This is a genomic window from Silvibacterium dinghuense (genome assembly GCF_004123295.1).
GTDB lineage: Bacteria > Acidobacteriota > Terriglobia > Terriglobales > Acidobacteriaceae > Silvibacterium > Silvibacterium dinghuense.
The window spans coordinates 248866-271632 of sequence record NZ_SDMK01000002.1; the positions used below are offsets into that span (position 1 = coordinate 248866).

Genomic DNA, 22767 nt, shown 5'->3' on the forward strand with positions numbered 1-22767 from the left:
GACCTGCTCCCGCTGGTGAGATTATTCGTGTCCCGCCTGCATTTCGTGGCTGACGCGTTCCACGTCGCGCAGAACCCGGAGCAGATTCCCGCCGAGAATCTTGCGGCAGTCTTCCGGTGAATAGCCGCGGGCGAGCAGCGCCGCCGTGATCTTCGGCAGGTCGGCGGCTGAGTCGATGCCCTGGGGCAGCTGGCCGCTCACGCCGTCGAAGTCCGAACCGAGGCCGACGTGGTCAATGCCGGCAACCTTTGCGATGTGGTCGATGTTGTCGATCAGCGCGCTGAGCGGCGGCCGCGGAATGCGGTCGGCATAGCTGCGCTCAAGCTTTTCAAGGTCGCCATAGGTGACCTGCTTGCCCTCGGCGGCGTATTTCGCCTTGAGGTCGTCCTTGGCTTTGGCCACTTCCGCGGATTGAGCGTTCGAGGCATTGCGGTAGTCCTGGGAGATGAAAGCCGAGTAGTAGTTCACCTGCACCACGCCGCCATTCTTCGCGACCGCGCGCAGCATGTCATCGGTCATATTGCGGGGTGCGTCGGCGATGGCGCGCGCGTCGGAGTGAGAGGCGATCACCGGAGCCTTCGTCGTCTGGATCGCGGCCCAGAAGGTGTCGTCGGCGACATGGGAGATATCGACCATCATGCCGAGGCGGTTCATCTCCAGGACAACCTGCTTGCCGAAGGGAGTAAGGCCGTCCGGATTATGCGGCGCGCCGGGCTTGTTCTGATCCCCGGAGGAGTTGGCCCAATCGAGCGAGTTTGACCAGGTAAGGGTCATGTAGCGGACGCCGAGGCGGTAGTAGTCGCGCAGCAGCGGGATCGAGTTTTCGATGGAGTGGCCGCCCTCGATGCCCATGAGCGCGGCAAGCTTATGCTCGCGATGGGCGCGCTCGATATCGTCAGCGGTGAAGGCCATCATCATCTGGTCGGGATGCTTCGCGGCCTGCTGGTAGACGGCATCGATCAGCTCCAGCGTGCGGTGCGCGTCACGGCCCTTGTAGAGATCGGGCTCGACCCAGATGGAGAAGAACTCGGCGCCGAGATTGCCCTTTTTCGCGGACTCGAAGTTGAATTGCCCGCCATTCAGTGGACCGACAAGGTCGAAGTTTTCATCGACCAGCCGTTGCGTGACGTCGCAATGGGTATCGATCACAATGGCGGAGTCGTGGACCTTGAGGGCCTCGGCGGAGACGGTATCTGCGTTCACCTGTGGGTTCCTGGGCTGGGGGGATGAAAAGGCGGGAACGGCTGCCACGGACACAAATCCCAGAAGCAGCGCGGAAGAGATGAGGGTCTTCATAGCGTGCCTCCATAGTACTCGTGCCTGTCTGCGGCGCCGACCGAAAACAGCTGCGCCGCGGTGATTGAGAGCAACCTCGCGGCGCAGATGCAATGCCGGGAGAACGGGCAGGGTGAGCCGAAAGGATTATCCGCCGGCGATAGCGCCGAGGATAAGGAACGGCTCGCGGCCCGTCGCAACTGCTTCCGGTAGCGGATCGTCAGGCGAGAGGTGCGAGAGGTCTTGCTCGCAAGCGAAGAAGCGCAGGTATGGACGGCGGAGCTTCGTGGTGTGATCGCGGATGGTGCCTGCGAGCATGGGGTAGTGATCCTCGACGGTATCGAGGATGGTGCGCTGGGTAACCGGGCCGGTGATCTCAATGGAAATCTCCAGCGGCGTGCCGGCAAGGCGGCGCAGGCCGGCGGGAAGTTCGATGCGGATCATGGGCATGGTGGAATCACGCAATGGTCTGGGCTTCTACCGAGAGTACCGGCGGCAGATCATGCACAATTGCCTGCCAATGATCGCCGCCGTCGGGCGAAACATACACCTGGCCGCCGGTCGTGCCGAAATAGATGCCGCAGTCGTCAAGACGGTCGACCGACATGGCATCCCGCAGGACATTCACGTAACAGTTGGCCTGTGGCAGACCGCTGGTGAGCGGTTCCCAGTCGTGGCCTCCTGACCGGCTGCGATAGACGCGGAGCTGGCCGTCGATAGGGAAGTGCTCGGCATCGCTCTTGATCGGTACGACATAGAGCGTCTCCGGTTCATGGGCATGCACGTCGATGACAAAGCCGAAGTCCGTCGGAAGGTTGCCGCTGATCTCGGTCCAGGAGTCGCCGGCATCGTCCGAGCGCATCACATCCCAGTGCTTCTGCATGAAAAGTGTCGAAGGGCGCGAGGGGTGGAGCGCGATGTGATGCACGCAGTGGCCAACCTCCGCCGTTGGGTTGGGAATGTACTTCGAGTAGAGGCCGCGGTTGATCGGTTTCCACGACTGCCCGCCGTCGTCGGTGCGGAAGGCGCCGGCGGCGGAGATTGCGACAAAGATGCGCTTCGGGTCGGTCGGATCGAGAAGGATGGTATGCAGGCACATGCCGCCGGCGCCGGGTTGCCAGTCCGGACCGGTGCCATGGGTACGCAATCCTGACAATTCGTGCCAGCTCTGTCCGCCGTCGGTAGAAGTGAAGAGCGCGGCATCCTCGATGCCGGCGTAGAGGATGTCTGGCGAATGAAGCGAGGGCTCCAGGTGCCAGACTCGCTTGAACTCCCACGGATGCGGTGTGCCGTCGTACCACTGGTGCGTACCGGGTGTGCCGTCATAGGAGAACTGGTTATTGACCGCATTCCAGGTTAAGCCTCCATCGTCGGAGCGCTGGATGACCTGGCCGAACCAGCTGGAAGATTGCGAAGCGTAGATGCGGTTGGGATCGGCAGGGGAGCCTTTCAGGTGATAGACCTCCCATCCGGCGAAGTGAGGACCAGAGACCTGCCAGTCGCGGCGGCTGCCGTCGGAGGTAAGAAGAAACGCGCCTTTGCGGGTTCCGACGAGGAGACGGATTGTGCTCAAGTAGGTACCTCTCTGCGGGAAAATGAGCGCCGGGGAGCAGGCGCGAGGACAGATCGGCAAGCGGGCTCATGGTATCGCGGTGTAGGGACATGGGGGTAGGGGAATGCCGGAAAGGGGTGCCGGTCGAGTAAAATGGAGATGAGGACTTTATGCCGGAGATTCATCGCAGGAAGACCGTCACGGTCAAGGTAGGAAACGTTCGAGTGGGTTCGGAGGCGCCGGTGGTGGTGCAGTCGATGACCAACACGGACACAGCCGACGTTGCGGGCACGATTCAGCAGGTCGCAGCGCTGGCTGCAGCCGGTTCGGAGCTGGTTCGTGTGACGGTGAACAATGACGAAGCGGCGCAGGCCGTGCCGCATATCGTGGAGGGCCTGGATAAGCTGGGCATCCACGTGCCGATCATCGGGGACTTCCACTACAACGGGCACCTGCTGCTGAAGAAATATCCGGATTGCGCCAGGGCGCTGGCGAAGTACCGCATCAACCCCGGCAATGTCTCCGTAGGCCGCAAGAACGACGACAACTTCCGCATCATGATCGAGTGCGCGGTTGAGAACGACAAGCCGGTGCGCATCGGTGTCAACTGGGGCTCGCTCGACCAGGCATTGCTGACGCGCATGATGGACGAGAACTCAAAGCTGGCCGAACCGGCAGATACCCGCGACGTGATGATGGAAGCGATGTGCCGCTCGGCGCTCGACTCCGCTGCTGCTGCCGAGCGTTATGGCCTCGGTCACGACAAGATCATCATCAGTGGCAAGGTCAGTAACGTCCGAGACCTGATCGACGTGTACGAGATGCTTGCCGGCCGCTGCGACTACCCGCTGCATCTGGGTCTGACTGAAGCGGGCATGGGCATGAAGGGCATCGTGGCTTCGACCGCGGGCCTCTCGCCGCTGCTGCTCAAGGGCATCGGTGACACCATTCGTGTTTCGCTCACCCCCAAGCCGGGCGGCGACCGTACCGAGGAAGTGCTCACCGGCCAGCAGATTCTGCAATCGCTCGCCATTCGCAGCTTCACCCCGCAGGTCACCGCCTGCCCGGGTTGCGGACGTACGACGAGCACCTACTTCCAGGAGCTGGCCGAGCAGATTCAGAACTACCTGCGCGACTCGATGCCGGTATGGCGTCAGCAGTACCCCGGCGTGGAAGAGTTGAAGCTGGCGGTAATGGGCTGCGTGGTCAACGGGCCCGGCGAGTCGAAGCACGCGAACATCGGCATCTCGTTGCCGGGCACCTTCGAGGAGCCCAAGGCGCCGGTCTACGTGGATGGCCGCCTGATGACGACCCTGCGCGGCGACACCATCGTGGCCGACTTCCGGAAGATTCTCGATGAGTACGTACAGAATCGCTACGGTTCAGGTGAACCGGTAGAGCAGCTGGTGGAAGTGCATTAGCCTTGGCGGCAAATAGAAAGCAAGGGAGACGCAGAAGCGTCTCCCTTTTATTTGTGTCGGCATTTGGAAACAAAGTAGAAAAGGAACAGAGATGAGCGAAAAGCGCTGGGCAGAAGTGGATTCTTATCTGGATAGGCTCCTGGTGGGCGATGATGCTGTTCTCGAGGCTGCGCGGGCAGCCGGTCTGGAGGCCGGTTTACCGGATATCGCCGTGTCTCCGAGCCAGGGCAAGCTGCTGTATCTGTTGGCTCGGATGCAGAAGGCTGCCAGGATCCTCGAGATCGGAACACTCGCCGGATACAGCACGCTGTGGATGGCTCGCGCTCTGCCTGCGGACGGACGTCTGATCACGCTCGAGGCGGATGCGACGCATGCTGCCGTGGCGCGTGCCAATTTCAAGGCCGCAGGATATGCGGATCGGATCGAACTGAAACTTGGAAGAGCCATCGAGACACTGCCAAAGCTCGCGAGTGAAGCGCCGTTCGACCTGGTGTTCATCGACGCGGACAAGGCCAGCATGCCCGAATATTTCCAATGGGCGTTAACGCTGTCTCGCCCCGGAGCTGCGCTGATCTTCGACAACGTAGTGCGCGACGGCCGCGTAATCCATGCGAAAAGCAGCGATCCGAACATCCTGGGTGTGCGGCGTTTGAACGAGATGCTGGCTGCCGAGAAACGTGTGTCCGCGACCTGCATCCAGACCGTGGGCGGCAAGGGTTACGACGGCTTCACGCTGGCAATTGTCGAGGGATGAGCGGACATCAGGGCACGACGACCGCGGCTCCATCCACCGCGTCGTTACGCACAGCGTCGAGGGCCCGATTTACTTCGGTGAGGGAAAAGACCGTGGTCCGGGGTCGAATGCCGATCCGGTGAGCGAGAGTGACAAAGTCCGTTGCGTCCTGCCGCGTCATGTTGGCTACGGAACGGATCTGTCGCTCTCCCCAGAGGAGTTTGTCGTAGTCGAACGGAGGAATGCGGTCGAGGTGAATGGCATTGATTGCGACAATGCCGCCCTTGCGCAGAGAACCGAGTGCGGAGATAACCACGTCTCCGCTCGGAGCGAAGGTGACGGCGCGGTCGAGTGGAACAGGCGGATATGCGAGGGCATCTCCAACCCAGGTGGCACCGAGTTCGCAGGCGAGTTGGCGGTGGGATTCGCCACGCGTAGCAACATAAACCTCGCAACCCCAATGCTTCAGAACTTCAATGGCAAGATGCGCCGAAGCACCGAAGCCATAGAGTCCGACGCGGTCGCCAGGTTCGACTTCGGCGACCCGCAGACTGCGAAATCCGATGATGCCGGCACAGAGCAGCGGGGCGAGATGGATGGCATCCACTTCTTCGGGCAAAGGAATGCAGAAGTCGGCGCGGGCAAGCGTATATTCCGCATAGCCTCCGGGCACGGAGTAGCCGGTAAAGGTCGGATTGTCGCAGAGGTTTTCGTGACCTTTCCGGCAGAGAAGGCATGTCCCATCGATGCCGCCCATCCACGAAACGCCGACACGGCGACCAATAAGATTTGGGTCTGCACCGGAACCGGCTTGCTCAACGCGGGCGACAATCTGATGTCCGGGCGTGATGGCATTATGCAGTGGCGGCAGTTCGCCGGCAGTAATGTGCAAATCCGTGCGGCAGACGCCACAGGCTTCGACGCGTAGCAGAAGCTGCCCCGCAGCAGGAACAGGAATGGGGATTTCTTCAAGAGCGAGCGGTTCGCGATTGACGGGATCGGGATGGTGAAGAACGGCGGCTCGCATGGGATTTCGATACGCCAACAGGGAAGTGGTGATGTGGTGACCGGGGCAGGATTCCAACCTGCGACCTTGGCGTTAGGAGTGCCCTGCTCTATGCAACTGAGCTACCCGGCCACATAGAGTCAAGTTTACAACGAGATGCAGGTGCTATCGACGTTGCTCGGCAAGGTAGACAATCACGGTGATCGCTGCCGTGAGCAATACCCAGGCAACCTGGTACCAGTAGAAGAACGGGAAGCCGAAAAGCTCGGGCGTGGCGCGGCTGTAAAGCGCGGGGAAGAGAAGACCCGCTAAGGGCAGCAGGAGCAGCAGATACCAGGGAGAAAAACGTTTCCGAGGTGTGGAGTTCACGCGTCGATTGTACTCGACGGAACAGGGGGCTGCGGATGAAGCGGGAGCAGGTCGAGAGGCGCCTCCTGTGCGCCTTGATTGCGACTTCCGGCCATGCGTTTGCTGGCGTACATCGCAGCATCGGCAGCCATTTCCAGCTCCTGGAAGGTACGGCCGTCTTCCGGGAAGAACGCGATGCCAAGGCTGGCTGTGCCCACAAGCAGATGATCGTAGATGGGGAAGGGAGCATCGAAACAGCCGGCAAAGCGATGGACCACTTCTTCGACTTCGCTGCGGTCGTTGACCTGGGTAATCAGCGCCAGGAACTCATCCCCTCCGACGCGCGCCAGCGTATCTCGCCGGCGCAGACGTTCGGAAAGACGCCGCGCTACGGTTTGTAGGTAGGCATCCCCGGTGCGATGCCCATAGCGGTCGTTGATCTTCTTGAAGTGATCGAGATCGATGTAGATGAGGGCAAAGCCCTGGGCATGGCGTTCGGCCGTCGCCATGGCCTGCGCGACTCTCTGCTCCAGCAGAATTCGATTGGGAAGATCGGTAAGGGCATCGTGTTCGGAGCGGCGTACCAGGTCTTCGTGCATCTGGCGATTCCGAATCGCAAGTGCGGCCAGTGCTGTACCGATCTCGAGCACCGTATCGTCCTGCGCGGACCACGTGCCTTCGAGCAGGAAGAAGCCGAGCCATTCCTTGTCCTGGGTATAAATCTCGTGTCGGAACTGCGGTATCTCTGCTCCGGGATATTCCAGCTCCATGGCCGTGGCGGAGGGGGCAGTGATGCCGCGGGCCGTGATGCACCAGCAGCGGAGTTGATGGCGGTGGCCGCTGATGAAATCCGCGATCGACTCGAGAAGCTGCTTGAGAGGAAGTGTCTGGCCGATGGCTTCGAGAATGAGGCTGCGTTCACGCTCAAGGAGTGCCTGGCAATGCTGACGGGCGGTTTCCTCCTCGATGCTCTGGCGGAGCGGCTGCGCGGGGCCATGCATGCAGAAGCGGTAGATAGCGCCCCACAGAAGCGACGCCAGCAGGGCTCCGCCGAGAGCGCTGGTGCCTGCGGCAAACCGGGACAGATGCGGATCGAGCAGCATGAGAACGAGTGAGAGCGAATGGGCCGCGATCAAACTGAATTGGGATGGGATAGCGTTCATCAGCATCCGGGTAATGAGAAAAACTTTGCCTCATCATGCCAGTGAAGTTGCATGGAGCAACGAGATTTTCTGGAAGCTCTAAGGTACTTTTGTCACTTTGAAACATCTGTGATCGAAATTGGTACAAATCGGAACGGCGCACTCAGTTTTTTGCAGATTCCTCGGCATGGATTCATGGGATGTGATCTTCCTAAACACCTGGGAGAGATTTCCATCGCAACTCATATCCACGGCCTGTGTCTATTCCGTGCGTGATCACAGATCGCAAGCAGGAGAGAGGCATGAAAAAGAAGTGGATTCTTACTCTGGCAGCCGCCGCGCTGTTGAGTACCAGTGCTGCATTCGCCCAAATGGTGGTCCGTGTTGCTCCCCCGCCGCCAGTGGTGGAGAGACGGCCGATAGCTCCGGGACCGCGCTACATCTGGGTCGATGGATACCATCGCTGGGTCGGACAGCGTTATGTCTGGGTTCCCGGCCGGTGGACGCTCCCGCCCCGCCCAGGCGTAATGTGGGTGCCGGGACATTGGGATGCCCGTCCTGGCGGATGGGTCTGGATTCCAGGACATTGGCGGTAAAACAAACGCAGGGCGGAGTCATCAATGACTCCGCCCTGTTTCTTTCATCCGCGATCGGTAGCGGAGTCCTGGGAAGGCTTTCGGTATCGTATGCCCCGGGTCTTGAGCAGGAAGATGTTGCGGCACTGTCCGCACTCCCACGGATACAGTCCGAATCTGGGATATACCCTTTCCTGAAGAAATCCACGCCGGGCGATCCGGATCAATTCGACTTCTTGACACTTAGGACAAGTCTTTTTTGCCTTTCTCATTGCGACCTTCAGGGCAGAATTTGGGCTACAGGCTGAAGATAGAGCTTGTTTCGTCATCTGGTTGGAAGTCTGAATTCAGTACTGCTCAGACATCCCGGAATGGAATGGGATTCGGAGAGTAAATCACAGGATGGACTAAAACGGGAAGGTTCCGGGGGAGCGTTCTGAACTCATTGCAGTTACGTTACTAGGATGCAAGCTGTTTGCAAAAGGATTTACACTGGCAGCAATGATTCCCACACTGGAATGGACCTCTGAAGGCGTTCGGTTTCTCGACCAGACACGCCTGCCGCTGGAAGAAACCTATGTTCTGGCTACCACCTACGAGCAGGTGGCCGATGTCATCGTGACGATGGTGGTGCGCGGCGCGCCGGCGATCGGCGTTTCGGCGGCCATGGGCGTGGCTCTGGGCGTGGAGCGGAGCAAGGCAACGACGGTCGAAGCTCTGGAGCCGGAATTTCAGACGATCTGCAAGACCCTGGCCGGCACGCGGCCGACGGCGGTGAACCTGTTCTGGGCGATCCGGCGGATGGAAGACCTGTTTGCCGAGCTGAAGGCGAAGCCGGGCATGACCGTCGAGGCGATCCGCGAGGCGATTACGGCCGAGGCGCTGAAGATGTATGACGAGGACATCGAGGCCTGCAAAACGCTCGGTGCGCACGGCGCGGACCTGCTGCCGAAAGAAGGCGGCGTGCTCACGCACTGCAACGCCGGAGCTCTTGCGACCTGCGGTTACGGCACGGCGCTGGGTGTCATTCGCGCGGCGGTCGAGCAGGGCAGCAAGATTGAGGTTTATGCCGACGAGACGCGGCCGTTTCTGCAGGGTGCACGCTTAACAGCGTGGGAACTGATGCATGACGGCATTCCGACGACGGTGCTTTGCGACAACATGGCGGCCAGCCTGATGCGTCGCGGAAAAATCCAGGCCGTGGTGGTCGGCGCGGACCGTATCGCCGCCAATGGCGACGTGGCGAACAAGATCGGCACCTACGGCGTAGCGGTACTGGCGAAAGAGCATGGGATTCCGTTCTACGTAGCAGCTCCGTGGTCGACGATCGACCTCGAAACCGCACATGGCGACGATATTCCGATCGAAGAGCGCGCCGCGGTAGAAGTGACCCACCATGCCGGCAAGCAGCTGACCCCGCACAACGTGGGCATCGTAAACCCGGCCTTCGATGTGACCCCGGCAAAATACGTCACCGCGATCATTACAGAACGCGGCGTGCTCCGCGCTCCGTACGAAGAGTCACTGGCGGGTCTGGAAACGGCCAAGGCGTAAGACAACAGCATGACGAAAGAACGATCGCCCGGCATCTTGCAGAAGATGCCGGGCGATTTGCTTTGCTGCTCAGGGCATCAGCGGCATGCAGAAAGCGCGATGCACAATCGCCTGGACGGCCACCAGCTCCTATTCCACCCGGCTGAAATAGGAGCCAGCATAGGGATAGAGGAGAAGGAAGAAGATCATGGCGATGGCCATCACGTCCATGTAGAGAAGCATGAGCACGCCGCCGTGATAGAAGCTCCAGCGCAGGCGCAGGCAACGGAGCGTCTCCCAGGTTCCCCAGAGCGCGGTAAGCGCGGGAATGGCGACGTACCAGGTAGGACGCGGATGAGGAAATCCCGAGAGGACGAGGGCCAGGGCGAGGCTGGCGAGAACGAGGAGCGTTCCGCGCAGCAGCGAGCGGGAGCGGAGGTGAAAAAACGCCAGAAGCATGACGATCCTGCTAGGATGCGAACGCCATGCATACTAACGCAGCAGGAACAGGACTTGCAGCTACCGGTAAAAGCAGCGACGCGATGAAACGGGAACGAATTGTACGCCGGGTGGCGCGTGAGCTGCAGGATGGATTCTACGTAAACCTTGGCATCGGGATGCCGACTCTGGTGGCCAACCACGTGCCCCCGGGAATCGAAGTAGTGCTGCAGTCGGAAAACGGCATGCTTGGGGTGGGGCCGTATCCCTTCGAAGGCGAGGAAGAGCCGGACCTGATCAACGCAGGCAAAGAGACGATCTCCGAGCTGCCGGGTTGCTCCTACTTTTCAAGCGCGGAGTCGTTTGCCATGATCCGCGGCGGCCATGTGGACCTGAGCATCCTCGGCGCAATGGAGGTCGATGAGCAGGGCAATCTGGCCAACTGGATGATCCCTGGCAAGATGGTGAAAGGGATGGGCGGCGCGATGGACCTGGTGGCCAGTGCGCGGCGAGTCATCGTGGCTATGGAGCACACGACGCGCGACGGGCAGCCGAAGATCCTCAGGCAATGCACGTTGCCCTTGACCGGACTGCGTGTCGTGGATGTGATCGCAACCGAGATGGCATGGATGCGCGTGACGCCCGAGGGCCTGCTGCTCGAGGAAATTGCTCCTGGGCTCTCCGTCGATGCAGTGCAGGCGGCGACCGGCGCGAAGCTGCGGGTAAGCTCCGCGCTCAAGGAGATGCGAACATAGAGAGAATGGCTCTGACAGGAAAGAAGCTGCCGTTTGCCGTCCTGAGCACGGCTGTATTGTGCGGAGTGGCGTTTGTGGGCTCGGTTTACTATCTCCGTGCGCAGGGACTGCCATGCAGTCACCTGACGCCGCTGACGGTATTGGCAACCATGGCCGCATTCCTGATGTCGATTTGTTTCCGGCAGATGGCGCGCTACAAGGAGCGGCCGCAGCGTTGGATTCTTGCCGCATGCCTGGCGGTGGCGGCCCTGGCGCTGGTGCTGGACTTCCGCTATGTGCGTCACTATCGCGATGCATGCGATGGGCTGGGGCAGGGAGTTCCACTGTTGAAATAGCCTGTGACGACGGACACGTCCGCAGTGTGCAATGCGCTCTACAATAGAACCATGGAACCACTGGTAATTGCGGGCAAGGCTTTCCAGTCGCGGCTGATTGTAGGCACGGGAAAGTACAAGGACGGAGCGGAGACGCAGGCGGCGATTGAGGCCTCGGGCGCGGAGATGGTGACGGTGGCGGTGCGCCGCGTGAACCTGGACCGCTCGAAGGAGTCGTTGCTGGACTTCATCGATCCGCAGCGGTATTTCCTGCTTCCGAATACGGCCGGCTGCTACACCGCCGAAGAAGCGATCCGCGCAGCACGTCTGGGGCGTGAAGTCGGACTTTCGGACTGGGTGAAGATCGAGGTGATCGGCGACCAGGCGACGCTCTATCCCGATGTTCAGGCAACACTTGAAGCCACGGCGACGCTGGTCAAGGAAGGCTTTACTGTTCTGCCTTATACCTCGGATGACATTGTGTTTGCGCGGCGTCTGATCGATGCTGGCGCAGCTGCGGTCATGCCCCTGGCGGCGCCCATCGGCAGCGGTCTCGGTATTCAGAACCGGGCGACGCTGCAGATTCTTCGCGAGAAGATCACCGAAGTACCGCTGATCGTCGATGCGGGCGTAGGCACAGCCTCCGACGCAGCCCTGGCGCTCGAGCTGGGCGCGGATGGCGTGCTGATGAACACCGCCATCGCTGCCGCGGCGAACCCCATCCTGATGGCCGAAGCCATGCAGCACGCAGTGCTCGCGGGGCGACAGGCCTACGTAGCCGGGCGTATGGCGCGCAAGCTCTACGCGACGGCAAGCTCGCCGCTCGAAGGCATCTCGCGGTAAAAGAAACCACAAAAGCCTCCCCACGCATGTCTGGACAGTGCCCGACCCGAGCCTCTGTTGCTCCGGTCGGGCACAACCCTTTTCACCAAAGGGAGCAACAGCCTCCGACAGTGAGTCTCGCAGCCACGTTCTGTCATGAGTGAGCGCGAAGAAATTCTCTAAAGCCTGAATATCCCCTGAGAGGCGGTCACCTTTTCCTTGACAGCCCTATATCGCATTCGTACATTTGTTCCGCATTTGCAACTTGTTCAATAGGGGATGTAATCATGCGCACGCAGCAATTCCTCCTCCGCATGCGATGGAGCAGCCTGCTCCTCGCCGCCTTCTCGCTCTCCTCCACCAGCGCAGTTTTTGCCCAGAACGCCGCATCTCCGTTACAGCTTTCGAGCAGTGCATTGAAGTTTTCTTCGATTGCCGCCGGCTCTACGAGCCTGGCCTCGCTCACGCTCAAGAACACTGGTCACGCCTCGATCAGCATCGATTCGATTGCTCTGCACGAGGGAGATGAGAATGCGTTCTCGCTGAGCAGTGCGTGCGGGCAGGCGTTGGCCGCAGGGGCTTCGTGCACGGCGTCGGTCACCTTTTCTCCGCTGACTCCCGGCCAGTACGCGGCTGAACTCGAAGTGACCTCGAGCGACGGCTCTGCGCAGGTGCCCATGGAGGCTACGGCCACGCCGCCCACCATCACCATCGATACCAGCAGCGCGACCGACTGGAAGATCAACAACGGCGTCTTCGCGATCGACTTCAATCCGGGTGCTGGCAACATCTACAGCATGACCATGAACAGCACCGGTGACCAGATGGTGGATACGACAAATCTGAATTCGAATGGTCAGCCCAAGGGCTTCTACATGGATAACTCCGGCTTCGGCACCGCATCGGCGACCACCACGGGTTATGCGAATGTGCCGGCCGATGGTGATATGCCGGGGTATCTCGACTGGTGGGTGACTTATACCTCGGGCTCGACGCTGGCTTATACCTACTCCGAGCACTGGGTGGTGACGGCCGGCGATCCGGGGCTGCACGTGTACTTTGTCGCGAACCATTCCACCTCCGACATCGCCGGGAGCATCGGCCAGGTGCAGTGGGTCTTCCGCGATTCGCTGACCGCCTTCACAAACACCTATAGCGTGGATGCCTCGGTGAACAACCCGGGCGTAACGACGGTGCCGCTGCCCTCGAGTTCGGAGATGTTTTCCACCGATCCGGGGCGCGACGTGCAGGATGCCACCGTCGACCTGCACGGCTTCGCGCTGCCGGCCGGTTTCACCCGCGAGTTCTACACCAAGTACGACCACGCCGGTTATGAGTACCTGCATCGTGCGCATGGCCTTTACGGCGGCAAGTATGGCATCTGGGCCGTGTTTCCGAGTAAGGAGTCGATGGTGGGGGGCCCGACCAAGCAGGATCTCTACTTCACCGGCAACCTGCTGATGATCGAGGCCTATTCCGACCACCTGGACAACCCGATGACGCTGACGACGGCCGAGGGCACGGCGAGTACGCGGCTCTTCGGGCCGTTTTATGTGCGCTTCAACCAGTTAGGGCGCTCGTGGAGCCAGCCTGGCAGGCAACTGGCGACGGCCGATGATCTCTATGCCGATGCGCTGCGCGCCTCGCATGGCTTCCGCTCGTTTTACGATCACGAGACGCAGCTGCTCGACGCCGGTTATGTGCCGAGCGATAGCCGCGGCGGCGTATCGGTCCAGGTGAAGGGGCTGGCGCGGCTGGGCTCGACACCCACCAAGGCCGCGTGGGCCGTGCTAAGCGATCCGGAGAAGAATGTGCAGCTTTCGAGCGCGGGCGCGCAGTACTGGGCCGACATCACGCAGAGCGGCCGCGCCGAGTTCAAGGGCGTGATTCCCGGCACCTATCGGCTGAGCGTGTTTGTGCTGGGGCAGTTCGGTGAGTATCGCCAGGACGGCATCGTGGTGACGGCGGGCCAGACCACGGCGGTGCCTGCGGTGCAGTTTACACCGGAGAATTTTGGCGAGACGGTCTTCCGCATTGGCATTCCCGACCGCTCCTCGCACGAGTTTCTGCATGGACACGACAGCCGCGGCTTCGACTACAAGGACTACTGGGGCTCCTATAACTACTGGGAGGATTTTGCGGCGAACAGCGGCTCAGTGGTCTACAACGCGACGGCAGGACCGGCCGGCGCGGCGACCAATAACTGGGAAGCATGGAATTACGACCACTGGGGCGTCTTCGATCCCGGCCTGTACGACGCGACCAACGACACCACGGATAACTACGAAAACACAATTCCGAGCTATGTGGCGAGCCTGAGCGGCGCCAGCGGCAGCAACGGCGTGAGCACGCGGACTCCGGTGTGGACGGTGCACTTTGCCACGCCGGCCGATGCGGCGAACTATAGCTACGCCGTGCTGTCGGTGGCGCTGGCCTGCGACTACGGCAGTTACGTGGTGAAGTTGAACGGGACCACGCGCACCTGGGGCTACCGCTCGACTGTGGCCTCCGATTGCTCGGTGCGCAGCGGGCTCTCCGGCTACTATCAGTGGGTGGTCTTCCAGTTCCCGGCGAGCGCGCTGAGTGCGGCAGGCGCCGACAACGTGATGACCATCGGGGTGAGCCAGACCTATGGCGCAATGGACGACGCGCTCCGGCTGGAACTGACGAATACCTCGGCCGCGCCCACCTCGACAAACTGGTACGACTACGAGTACGTGAGCACCTCGAGCACCTCGAGCACGTCAAACAATGTCGCGGCTGATGATGCGGTGAACAATCCTTAGGCTGTATCGACCTATTGAGCTTTTGACGTTTTTCTTCTGCATGCGATTGTCATCTCGACCAGAGCGAGACAGGTTTATCGTCTCGCGGAGTGGAGAGACCTGCTTTTTTCTGTTCGCGCCGGAGGCTTCCAGCCGCAAACAGGCAAACCGCAGGTTCCTCCACTGCGCTGCGCTCCGGTCGGGATGATGACAATTTCACTTAGAAAAGTGCTTGCTTGCGAATAGGTCGATACCGCTTGGTCCACCCGTCTCTAAGCTATGAAAACAACGCCGCGGACCGAATGAAGAATTCGGTTCGCGGTTTTGTTTGAAAAACCGGCTTGGTGTGATGCCGGGGGAGAGCATTTCCCTCCTTATGTCGATTGTCGTCCTGTGCGGTCACGTACAACTTCAGGCAAACTGCTCTAAACTTCCACCATGCGGGTCTTTGGTATTGACTGTGGCACGGAGTGCACCGGCTACGGCGTGGTGGAATGGAACGACGCGGCGCGGAATCCCGAGCTGCAATGGCGCGACGCCGGTGGTATCCGGCTTTCTAAAAAAGACACCACGCCGCAGCGGCTGGCGCAGGTCTATGCCGAGCTCTGCGCCCTGATCGCGCTCCACCAGCCGGACATCGTCGCGATCGAAGAGGTCTTCTACTCGGTCAACGCCAAGTCGGCGCTGAAGCTGGGCCAGGTGCGCGGTGTAGCGCTGCTGGCGGCTGCGACGGCCGGGCTTCCGGTGGCCGAATACGCTCCGCTCAAGATCAAATCCACGGTGACCGGCTACGGCCTCGCGCAAAAGGAGCAGGTGCAGTTCATGGTGGCCCGTCTGCTGCGCCTGGACGTAGTGCCGGAGCCCGCCGACGCCGCAGACGCGCTGGCGATTGCCATCTGCCACATTCACCACGCCCAGACCCTCGAGGCGGTGCGGCGGTGAAAGCGGTTGCGGCGGCATGGCTGTTTGCCGTGGGATCGGCCGTAGCACTGGGCCAGCAGGCAACAATCACTTTTTCCTTTGAAAATCCGCAGTTGCAGCCCCCGCAATACAGGATCACGCTCCACGAGGATGGAAGCGGCCAATATGAGTCCGCGGCCACGCCTGCGACGGCAGGCGTAGATGTTCCAACCAGCGATGCAGCCGCCCTGAATCTTCCCGCAATGAAGCGCGAGATCCGGATTGCCGACCCACTTCTGGAACAGGTATTCGCTCTGGCGCGCTCCCACCACTTCTTTGACATGGCGTGCGAGGCTCCCAAGGAGCACACGGCGTTTACCGGCAAAAAACTGTGGAGTTACGAGGGAACGGATGGCCACGGTGCCTGTACCTATAACTTCTCGAAGGATCCGCAGGTGAACGCTCTGGGGGAGCAGATGGAGGCGGTCGCCTATACGCTGGCCGAGGGGCAGCGGCTGGATTTGCAGCACCTGCACAGCCGGCTTGCTCTCGATGCGGAGCTCGAGAATCTGCAGGATTCTTTCCGGGAGCATAGAGCGGCGGAAATCGCGAATATCGCGCCAACGCTCAAAGCCATTGCTGGCGATCAGGAGGTCATGGAGCGTGCCCGGAAACGTGCTCTGTCGCTTCTGGCTGCATCTGAGAAAGAGGGAGCGCAGTAAACCTTTCGACAAATGGATCATTTGCCGGGGGTGATGCGTCTGAATATCAGCAGGTGTCCGGCAGGAACGAAACTCTCGGTCGAGTTTCGGGGTTTTGCAGAGGTTGGACACAGGGTTGGGCGCGCTGTGCGCCGGCTAAAAGGAGGTGTCTATGGGGCACCTGGGAAATCAAGCATTGAAGCGTTGGCTGCCGATTCGAGGAATTTTTTCAGGTCTGGTTCTTTCCGTACTGTTCTCCGGTGCCGTTGCCTTGGCACAGGATCAGGACTCCGTGCCTCCGCCGCCTGCGGACTCGACGGTACAGACGCCTGTGACAGGGAGCGCTGTCCGCGCGGTACGGCTCAGCGATGTCGAGGGCAAGGTCCAGATCTCCTCTGACGGGCAGTCAGACTTCGATCAGGCGCAGCAGAATATGCCGGTCATGCAGGGGATGCGGCTGCATACCGGAGACGACGGCCGGGTAGAAATCCAGTTTGAAGATGGTTCGGTCGTCCGCGTGACGCCGAACAGCGCCTTGACACTGACGGAGCTGCGGCGCGATGCCGACGGGCACACAGTCACCGCGATCACCGCGGACGGCGGCCTGACCTATTACGAGCTCAATGGGCAGGCGGGGCAGTACACGGTCCATCTGGGTGGCGAGACGCTGACGCCTGCCGATAGCAGCGTCTTCCGCGTGAATCTCGACCAGAATCCTGAAGTTGCCGTGATGCATGGCACCGTGAAGGCAGTCGACAGCGCGAACGGAAGCATCGACGTACACACCAACCAGACGGTGAAGTTCGCCGCGGCCAACTCCTCACAATATGACCTGGTGCCGAGCATCGATTCGGACAGCTGGGACCAGTGGAACAGCGACCGCGATCAGGCTTTGGCGATGCTCGATCAGAACGCCACCACCGCGCGGGCTGGTTCCGGAAATCCGGATGACCCGGCCTGGAATGATCTCGATTACTACGGCGACTGGTATGACGTGCCGGGTTACGGGCAGGGATGGGCTCCGGCAGGAGTGGACGCCAGCTGGGATCCCTTCGGCGTAGGCGCCTGGGGTTACTACTCGGGTGTCGGCTATACCTGGATCTCCGGCTATTCCTGGGGTTGGTGGCCTTATCACTGTGGCGCCTGGGATTACTTCGACAGCTTTGGCTGGATGTGGTTCCCGGGAAACTGCGGATGGGGCAGCGTAGGCGTGGGCTGGTATCCCTATGCGACCGTATGGCGGACGCCTCCGGGGTACAAGCTGCCGATCCGGCCGACGAACCCCGGTCACGGGCTGCCGCCGCATGGACCTGGCAAGCATCCTGAACCGCTGGTTGCGGTGAATCGTACACCGCAGGCGCTAAACCAGTTCCGGACAGCGGGACAGGCGAAGCCGACGGCGCGTGCCTTCAACTTTAACGGCAATGCCGTCCATGCGGAGCAGGCAAGCGTGCATCCGCAGCAGTCGGGTCCGCTCGGAGAAAGCTTCACGAATTCTCTCGTCCGGACCAACCCGACGTACCTGAGTGTGGGCAATAATCGGAGCGGCGTGATTCCAGGCAGCTTCGGCTTCAGCAACCAGAGCCGGACCGCCTACACCGGCAGCCGTGGCGGTTATGTGCCGCCTTCGAGCGGAGCGCGATTTGCAGGCTCCGGAGCTTCGGAATCGCACTTTTCCTCTGCTCCTGCGGCGCCGCATTTCTCCGCTCCGGCCTCGGCTCCAGCAGGTGGCAGCCCAGGCGGAGGTCGTCCTCACTAGGGCAGAACAAGCCGCAAAGCAAAAGCCGGTTCTCACAAGAACCGGCTTTTGCTTGGTCGGAATGCGGGCTCTCGATGCCTATCGAGACTCCAGCTGTTTCCAGAGGCGGGCCATCGTAGCAAGATCTAGCTCTTCGGCGCGAGCCATCGCAGGGATGCCCGCTGCTTCCAATGCCTGTTGCGCTATGTCGGATGCCAGCCCTGCGGCGCGTAGATTGCTGGCCAGGGTTTTGCGCTTCTGGGCAAAGGCCTTCTTGACGAAGCCGAGAAACGCATCGGGCTCGACCCCGAGGGCTGCGAATTGCGGCTGCATGGTGAGGCGCAGGACTGAAGAGTGCACATCCGGCGGCGGCATGAACGCCTCCGGTGGCAGGGTGAGAATGCGTTCGACGCGCGCGTAGAGCTGCGCGGTAGCCGAGAGAACGCCATAGTCGCGCGTGCCGGGATGCGCGGCAACACGATCGGCAACCTCCCGCTGCACCATGATGACGGCGCGGTCCACATCCGCATGAAAGCGGAACAGGTGGAGCAGGATGTCCGAGGTGATGTAGTAGGGCAAGTTTCCGATGATCAGAAGCGGAGGCCCATCGGCGCGCAGATCATGCAGATTAACGCTGAGCACGTCGGCAGAGATCACTTCGAACGAAGGCGTGGAGGCATGCTGCTCGGTGAGCCGCTGCGCAAGAACGCGGTCGAGCTCGATCGCAATCAGGCGCTGTGCGCGCGGAAGGAGCAGCTCGGTAATGGCGCCGGCGCCGGGTCCGATCTCGACGACAGTGCGTTGCGAAAGATCGCCCAATGCGTCGGCAATGGCGAGTGAGGCATGCGGATCGATAAGGAAGTTCTGCCCAAGCTTTGGCTTCGAGCGTGGTCCGGGACGAGTTCCTGAGCGGCTCATGCCTTCTTCCCCCTGAGACCGGGTAAGGCGTATAGACTTGCTTTGGACTGTGGTTCAAGCGGCCGGATGCTCGCGGCCGGATGCGACGTAACTGCCATCTTTGCATCATATAGACGAGTACGGAGTCAGCGCACAATGCACATTGTTTTTGCCGCCTCGGAATGCGTTCCTTTTGTGAAAACCGGCGGTCTCGCCGACGTGATGGGCGCCTTGCCCGCGGAGATCGCCAGGCTCGGCCATCAGGCCACGGTGTACCTGCCGTATTACCGCCAGGTACGGGAGAAGTCTCCGGAGAAGAAGCCGGTGATCGCCAGCCTCACGATCCCGTTCACGTACTACAACCGTTTCGTCTCGGTGCTCGATGGCGGCAAGCGGGATGGAGTGCAGTTTTACTTCGTGGATTGCCCCGAGCTCTTCGATCGCGAATCGCTCTATGCGACGCAGAGCGGCGATTATCTCGATAACTGGGAGCGGTTCGGACTCTTCAGCCGAACAGTGCTCGAGGCATCGAAGCAGCTCGGCGTGCCGGATATTTTCCATGTTCACGATTGGCAGACAGCGATGATCCCGGTGTATCTGCGGTCGGTGTACTACTTCGATCCGGCGCTGCGGAACGCAGGCGCGATTCTGACCATTCACAACGCCGGCTACCAGGGATGGTTTCCGCCGCAGACCACCGAACGGCTGCTGCTGCCATGGGATCTCTTCACCATGGATCGTGTCGAGCAGTATGACACCTTCAATTTCCTGAAGGGTGGAATGGTGTACTCCGATGCGCTGACGACGGTGAGCCCGACCTACGCGAAGGAAATCCAGACCCCCGAGTTCGGCTATGGCCTCGATAGCACGCTGCGCAAGCGCGCCGCGGATCTGCACGGCATTCTGAACGGCGTGGATTACACCAAGTGGAACCCGGCTACGGATCACAACATCGCGGCTCACTACACACCGGACAGGCTGGAGGGGAAGTCTGCGTGCAGAAAGGACCTGCTCCATGCCTTCGGCGCCTCGCACGTCAGCGCGGAGACAGCGGTGCTGGGCATCGTTTCACGGTTTGCGACGCAGAAGGGCTTCGATCTGATTGCGCAGATTGCGCACCGCCTCTTGAACGAGGATGTCTACCTCGTTGTGCTCGGTACCGGCGAGCCGTATTACGAAAATCTCTTCCGCTCCCTGCAGGAGCAGTACGCCGCAAAAATGTCGGTGAAGATCGCCTACGACGATGCGCTTGCGCACAAGGTCGAGGCGGGTGCGGATATTTTCCTGATGCCGTCACGCTATGAGCCTTGCGGCCTGAATCAGATTTACAGCCTGAAGTACGGAACGGTGCCGGTGGTGCATGCCACCGGCGGTCTGGAAGACACGGTTGCCGAGTGGAATGGCGAAACGGGTGAGGGAACAGGTTTCAAGTTCCCGCACTACGATGCGAATGAGTTCTATGCCGCAATCGAACGGGCTCTCGGGCTCTTCCGCTCCGACAAAAAAGCATGGACGAAGCTCATGCAGAACGGCATGAAGCAGGATTATTCCTGGTCCGAGCCCGCCAAGGAATACGCCGCGCTCTACGAAGAGGTCGCGCGCCGGCGGAGCTAGATCATATCCCCATAGAGCGATCGTAAAAGGCTGTCATTTCGACCGGAGCAGGACAGTTTCACCGTCCTGCGGAGTGGAGAAACCTGCGGTTCTCCCTGTACCGGCAAAACCGCAGGTCCCTCCACTGCGCTACGCTCCGGTCGGGATGACAACGATATGGGTATGTTCTTTAGTCTCAGACCAGCTATAGGTGGATACAACCTAGGTCGTATTCACATATATCCCTGACGCAAATTGTCATCCCGAGCGGAGTGGAGGGACCAGCTGTTTTGTTTAGTCCTGCCACATCCCAACTCGCGACCAAAGGGAGCGGGTGCCGAAGGCAGATTCGCCCTGCGCGCAGCAGTTACTCGTGCACGGGTAGGAAGAGCATCTTTCCGGCTTCTTCCCGGTGCGCGATGCGCACGACGTGCGGCGTCATCACGATGAGAAGGTTCGTGATATCAAGCTGGACATCTTGATTCGTCGTGTTTCCCATCCCAGGCAACTCGCTCAGCCCGGGAAGGCCGCTGACGGCCTTGGATTGCTGTTTGCTCAGGCTGCTCACGACCATGGCCGTAGCTCCCGGCTTGAGCGTGGTGATCGCCTTGTATTCCTGGTTGTCGAGAACAGGAATGTCGTTGAGCGTCTGGCCGGCCAGTGAGCTGATTGTAAAGTCAATATCCAGAGTGACATCGCTATCTTTCTGAATGTGTGGCTTTATCTTCAGCGTCAGGCCGATATCCTCATATTGCACCTGCGGAATCGTCTCGCTCGTCGAGGTGAGCGAGGAAGCGCTGAGCCCGAGGCTGGCCAGCGTGCTCGATACGCCAGCGGTCGAAAGGCCGGCTATGCTGGTCGTGGAGCCGGAGAGGCTCGAATAGGACGAGGTGATGATCGGGTAGCGGGTGCCGCTCTTGAGCGTCGCGTCCTCCAGGTCGCCGGCCCGGATCTGTACATGATCCAGAATGCGTGTATCGGAGGAGTTCAGCGCAAGGTTGGCGGTAATGCTGCCCGGCGCGATGCCGGTGAGCGTGTCGCCGCCGCCGAAGTAAGCGAAAGGCTGGTTGAGCACTGAGCCCGTCACCTCGCCCGAGGCGATGAGAATGGCGGCAATGGCCGCATAGTCGCCGGCGCTGGCCAGGCCGCTCGAGATGATCTCCTGCACCAGGCTCGAGTTGTTCTGCAAAACAGAATTGAGCTGGGTCGGGATATTGAAAACAGTGGTCTGTGTCGGTAGCTGAAGACCAATGTTCTGCGTCCGCGTCTTCGCGATCTGGTACAGACGGACGTCGAGCACCACCTCGCTCTTCCCGTCGAGCAGTCCGGAGATGGTCTGGTTGAGGGCCTTCATCTGCGTGGCGGGAGCACGCACATTGATGGCCGAGGAGCCCGGAACCAGCTGTACATGCACCTGATTCGGATCGAAGATGGCCTTGACCATCGACACGACCTCGTTCGTTTCCTTCTCATCGAAACCGGGGAAGTAGATGTTTTCAAGGGCCAGCCGCTCGAATTGGGCGCGGTTGTCCTTGGTGTCGGCGGCTACCAGCGCGCGGTGAGGATCGAGCGGCACCAGGAAGGTGTTGGTGACCAGGTTTACCATCTGCCGCGCCTGCTCAAAGTTGATGTCATCGGCGTCGAAGCGCACGGGGAGATTCTTGACCGAGCTGTCGAAGGTCGGAGTGATGCCATATGCAGTGAGCACCTGGCGGAGGAGTTCCTGGCCGGTGGTGCGCAGGTGAAAGCTCTGCTTCTTGTCTGCAGGTGCAAAGACAACGGGTGGCGCGAGCGTAGTGTCTTCGGGATAGAGTGCGACCGGATCAGGCGCCGCGGCGCGCGTAATGTCGTCGAGATGCTGCACCAGCATGGGATTGCGTGGATCGAGGCGGAAGGCCTGACGCAGATCGGCATTGGCCTCGTCGAGATGATCGAGTATCTTCGCCTTCTCCGCGGCCTGAATCAGCTCCGTGACCTCATTCTGGATAGTGATCTCGTGCGCGGTCTGGTAGCGCTGGTTGGCGGGGTCGAGCTTGAGGGCGCGGGAGAACTCATCCTCGGCCTTATGCAGGTTCTCCTGCTCGACGGCCTTTGCGCCCGCGAGATAGTGCTTTTCCGCCTCGGCGCGGTCATGCGCCGAAGGCCGATGCTGCGATGCCGCCGGCTTCTGCGCAGCAGGCGCGGTGTCCTGCGCGGAGCAGAGCAAAGAAGAGCTCAGCAACGCAAGAACGAGAGCGGATTGGCGGTGAAAAGACAATG

Annotated in this window: 21 protein-coding genes and 1 tRNA gene; 12 read left to right on the forward strand and 10 right to left on the reverse strand. The window is 60.7% G+C overall.

Annotated features, from left to right (window positions below; translation table 11 throughout):
- Nucleotides 1-21: 21 nt before the first annotated feature.
- The 3 genes from ESZ00_RS10295 to ESZ00_RS10305 form a co-directional block, all read right to left on the reverse strand.
- Nucleotides 22-1203: a dipeptidase gene (locus ESZ00_RS10295; RefSeq protein WP_229741178.1), complete on the reverse strand. Its 1182-nt coding sequence runs from the start codon at nt 1201-1203 to the stop codon at nt 22-24.
- 219 nt (nt 1204-1422) lie between these two features.
- On the reverse strand, nt 1423-1740 hold the full coding sequence (locus tag ESZ00_RS10300; protein ID WP_308419061.1) for a MoaD/ThiS family protein: 318 nt from the start codon (nt 1738-1740) through the stop codon (nt 1423-1425).
- Entirely contained in the window at nt 1733-2848 is a 1116-nt protein-coding gene (locus ESZ00_RS10305) for a WD40/YVTN/BNR-like repeat-containing protein (protein ID WP_129208181.1), read from the reverse strand. The genes ESZ00_RS10300 and ESZ00_RS10305 overlap by 8 nt, the downstream gene beginning before the upstream one ends.
- A gap of 149 nt (nt 2849-2997) precedes the next feature.
- Between ESZ00_RS10305 and ispG the strand changes: the two genes are divergently transcribed.
- On the forward strand, nt 2998-4248 hold the full coding sequence (ispG, locus tag ESZ00_RS10310) for a flavodoxin-dependent (E)-4-hydroxy-3-methylbut-2-enyl-diphosphate synthase (RefSeq protein WP_129208182.1): 1251 nt from the start codon (nt 2998-3000) through the stop codon (nt 4246-4248).
- A 91-nt stretch (nt 4249-4339) separates the two neighbouring features.
- Nucleotides 4340-5002: an O-methyltransferase gene (locus ESZ00_RS10315; protein ID WP_129208183.1), complete on the forward strand. Its 663-nt coding sequence runs from the start codon at nt 4340-4342 to the stop codon at nt 5000-5002.
- Nucleotides 5003-5009: 7 nt separating this feature from the next.
- Here the strand turns inward: ESZ00_RS10315 and ESZ00_RS10320 are convergent, their stop codons facing one another.
- The 4 genes from ESZ00_RS10320 to ESZ00_RS10335 form a co-directional block, all read right to left on the reverse strand.
- A complete protein-coding gene (locus tag ESZ00_RS10320) occupies nt 5010-6008 on the reverse strand; it encodes a zinc-dependent alcohol dehydrogenase family protein (RefSeq protein ID WP_129208184.1) in 999 nt (332 codons plus the stop codon).
- Between the two features lie 34 nt (nt 6009-6042).
- Nucleotides 6043-6119: transfer RNA gene (locus ESZ00_RS10325), tRNA-Arg, on the reverse strand.
- 33 nt (nt 6120-6152) lie between these two features.
- Nucleotides 6153-6356 carry a DUF3311 domain-containing protein gene (locus ESZ00_RS10330; RefSeq protein WP_129208185.1) on the reverse strand — a complete coding sequence of 68 codons (204 nt, stop codon included), beginning with the start codon at nt 6354-6356 and terminating at the stop codon, nt 6153-6155.
- Nucleotides 6353-7498 (reverse strand): GGDEF domain-containing protein, encoded by a 1146-nt coding sequence (locus ESZ00_RS10335; RefSeq protein ID WP_164981455.1) that lies wholly within the window; start codon nt 7496-7498, stop codon nt 6353-6355. The genes ESZ00_RS10330 and ESZ00_RS10335 overlap by 4 nt, the downstream gene beginning before the upstream one ends.
- A 281-nt stretch (nt 7499-7779) precedes the next feature.
- Between ESZ00_RS10335 and ESZ00_RS10340 the strand changes: the two genes are divergently transcribed.
- Both ESZ00_RS10340 and mtnA read left to right on the forward strand, forming a co-directional pair.
- A complete protein-coding gene (locus ESZ00_RS10340) occupies nt 7780-8073 on the forward strand; it encodes a YXWGXW repeat-containing protein (RefSeq protein ID WP_129208187.1) in 294 nt (97 codons plus the stop codon).
- A 480-nt stretch (nt 8074-8553) separates the two neighbouring features.
- A complete protein-coding gene (gene mtnA / locus ESZ00_RS10345; RefSeq protein ID WP_129208188.1) occupies nt 8554-9606 on the forward strand; it encodes an S-methyl-5-thioribose-1-phosphate isomerase in 1053 nt (350 codons plus the stop codon).
- A 129-nt stretch (nt 9607-9735) separates the two neighbouring features.
- On the opposite strand, the gene ESZ00_RS10350 is transcribed toward mtnA, so the two are convergent.
- Complete coding sequence (locus tag ESZ00_RS10350) at nt 9736-10044, reverse strand: permease (RefSeq protein WP_129208189.1); 309 nt, start codon at nt 10042-10044, stop codon at nt 9736-9738.
- An 83-nt stretch (nt 10045-10127) separates the two neighbouring features.
- Here ESZ00_RS10350 and ESZ00_RS10355 point away from each other — a divergent pair, with 83 nt between their 5' ends.
- From ESZ00_RS10355 to ESZ00_RS10385, 7 genes are all read left to right on the forward strand, one after another.
- Nucleotides 10128-10778 (forward strand): CoA transferase subunit B, encoded by a 651-nt coding sequence (locus ESZ00_RS10355; protein WP_129208190.1) that lies wholly within the window; start codon nt 10128-10130, stop codon nt 10776-10778.
- A 5-nt stretch (nt 10779-10783) separates the two neighbouring features.
- The gene (locus ESZ00_RS10360) at nt 10784-11113 is read left to right on the forward strand and encodes a hypothetical protein (RefSeq protein ID WP_129208191.1); all 330 of its coding nucleotides are present in this window, start codon (nt 10784-10786) and stop codon (nt 11111-11113) included.
- A 51-nt stretch (nt 11114-11164) separates the two neighbouring features.
- Nucleotides 11165-11935, forward strand: a complete 771-nt coding sequence (locus ESZ00_RS10365; RefSeq protein WP_129208192.1) for a thiazole synthase — start codon at nt 11165-11167, stop codon at nt 11933-11935.
- A gap of 266 nt (nt 11936-12201) precedes the next feature.
- A complete protein-coding gene (locus ESZ00_RS10370; RefSeq protein WP_129208193.1) occupies nt 12202-14700 on the forward strand; it encodes a choice-of-anchor D domain-containing protein in 2499 nt (832 codons plus the stop codon).
- 417 nt (nt 14701-15117) lie between these two features.
- Complete coding sequence (ruvC, locus tag ESZ00_RS10375; RefSeq protein WP_129208194.1) at nt 15118-15621, forward strand: crossover junction endodeoxyribonuclease RuvC; 504 nt, start codon at nt 15118-15120, stop codon at nt 15619-15621.
- On the forward strand, nt 15618-16301 hold the full coding sequence (locus tag ESZ00_RS10380) for a hypothetical protein (RefSeq protein WP_129208195.1): 684 nt from the start codon (nt 15618-15620) through the stop codon (nt 16299-16301). Before ruvC ends, ESZ00_RS10380 begins: the two co-directional genes overlap by 4 nt.
- Nucleotides 16302-16551: 250 nt before the next feature.
- On the forward strand, nt 16552-18039 hold the full coding sequence (locus ESZ00_RS10385; protein WP_164981456.1) for a DUF6600 domain-containing protein: 1488 nt from the start codon (nt 16552-16554) through the stop codon (nt 18037-18039).
- Nucleotides 18040-18117: 78 nt separating this feature from the next.
- On the opposite strand, the gene rsmA is transcribed toward ESZ00_RS10385, so the two are convergent.
- Complete coding sequence (gene rsmA / locus ESZ00_RS10390; RefSeq protein WP_129208197.1) at nt 18118-18936, reverse strand: 16S rRNA (adenine(1518)-N(6)/adenine(1519)-N(6))-dimethyltransferase RsmA; 819 nt, start codon at nt 18934-18936, stop codon at nt 18118-18120.
- A 135-nt stretch (nt 18937-19071) separates the two neighbouring features.
- Between rsmA and glgA the strand changes: the two genes are divergently transcribed.
- The gene (glgA, locus tag ESZ00_RS10395) at nt 19072-20529 is read left to right on the forward strand and encodes a glycogen synthase GlgA (RefSeq protein WP_129208198.1); all 1458 of its coding nucleotides are present in this window, start codon (nt 19072-19074) and stop codon (nt 20527-20529) included.
- A gap of 346 nt (nt 20530-20875) precedes the next feature.
- Here glgA and ESZ00_RS10400 read toward each other — a convergent pair whose 3' ends face one another.
- On the reverse strand, nt 20876-22765 hold the full coding sequence (locus ESZ00_RS10400) for a hypothetical protein (RefSeq protein ID WP_129208199.1): 1890 nt from the start codon (nt 22763-22765) through the stop codon (nt 20876-20878).
- Nucleotides 22766-22767: the final 2 nt, after the last annotated feature.

What these genes read in the sequence shown, in the direction of transcription:
- ESZ00_RS10320 (WP_129208184.1), bottom strand. Translation starts at nt 6,008, where the DNA reads ATGCGAGCCGCCGTTCTTCACCATCCCGATCCCGTCAATCGCGAACCG.
- ESZ00_RS10365 (WP_129208192.1), top strand. Translation starts at nt 11,165, where the DNA reads ATGGAACCACTGGTAATTGCGGGCAAGGCTTTCCAGTCGCGGCTGATT.
- ESZ00_RS10350 (WP_129208189.1), bottom strand. Translation starts at nt 10,044, where the DNA reads ATGCTTCTGGCGTTTTTTCACCTCCGCTCCCGCTCGCTGCTGCGCGGA.
- ESZ00_RS10370 (WP_129208193.1), top strand. Translation starts at nt 12,202, where the DNA reads ATGCGCACGCAGCAATTCCTCCTCCGCATGCGATGGAGCAGCCTGCTC.
- ESZ00_RS10355 (WP_129208190.1), top strand. Translation starts at nt 10,128, where the DNA reads ATGAAACGGGAACGAATTGTACGCCGGGTGGCGCGTGAGCTGCAGGAT.
- mtnA (WP_129208188.1), top strand. Translation starts at nt 8,554, where the DNA reads ATGATTCCCACACTGGAATGGACCTCTGAAGGCGTTCGGTTTCTCGAC.
- ESZ00_RS10335 (WP_164981455.1), bottom strand. Translation starts at nt 7,498, where the DNA reads ATGAACGCTATCCCATCCCAATTCAGTTTGATCGCGGCCCATTCGCTC.
- ispG (WP_129208182.1), top strand. Translation starts at nt 2,998, where the DNA reads ATGCCGGAGATTCATCGCAGGAAGACCGTCACGGTCAAGGTAGGAAAC.
- glgA (WP_129208198.1), top strand. Translation starts at nt 19,072, where the DNA reads ATGCACATTGTTTTTGCCGCCTCGGAATGCGTTCCTTTTGTGAAAACC.
- rsmA (WP_129208197.1), bottom strand. Translation starts at nt 18,936, where the DNA reads ATGAGCCGCTCAGGAACTCGTCCCGGACCACGCTCGAAGCCAAAGCTT.
- ESZ00_RS10340 (WP_129208187.1), top strand. Translation starts at nt 7,780, where the DNA reads ATGAAAAAGAAGTGGATTCTTACTCTGGCAGCCGCCGCGCTGTTGAGT.
- ruvC (WP_129208194.1), top strand. Translation starts at nt 15,118, where the DNA reads ATGCGGGTCTTTGGTATTGACTGTGGCACGGAGTGCACCGGCTACGGC.
- ESZ00_RS10360 (WP_129208191.1), top strand. Translation starts at nt 10,784, where the DNA reads ATGGCTCTGACAGGAAAGAAGCTGCCGTTTGCCGTCCTGAGCACGGCT.
- ESZ00_RS10315 (WP_129208183.1), top strand. Translation starts at nt 4,340, where the DNA reads ATGAGCGAAAAGCGCTGGGCAGAAGTGGATTCTTATCTGGATAGGCTC.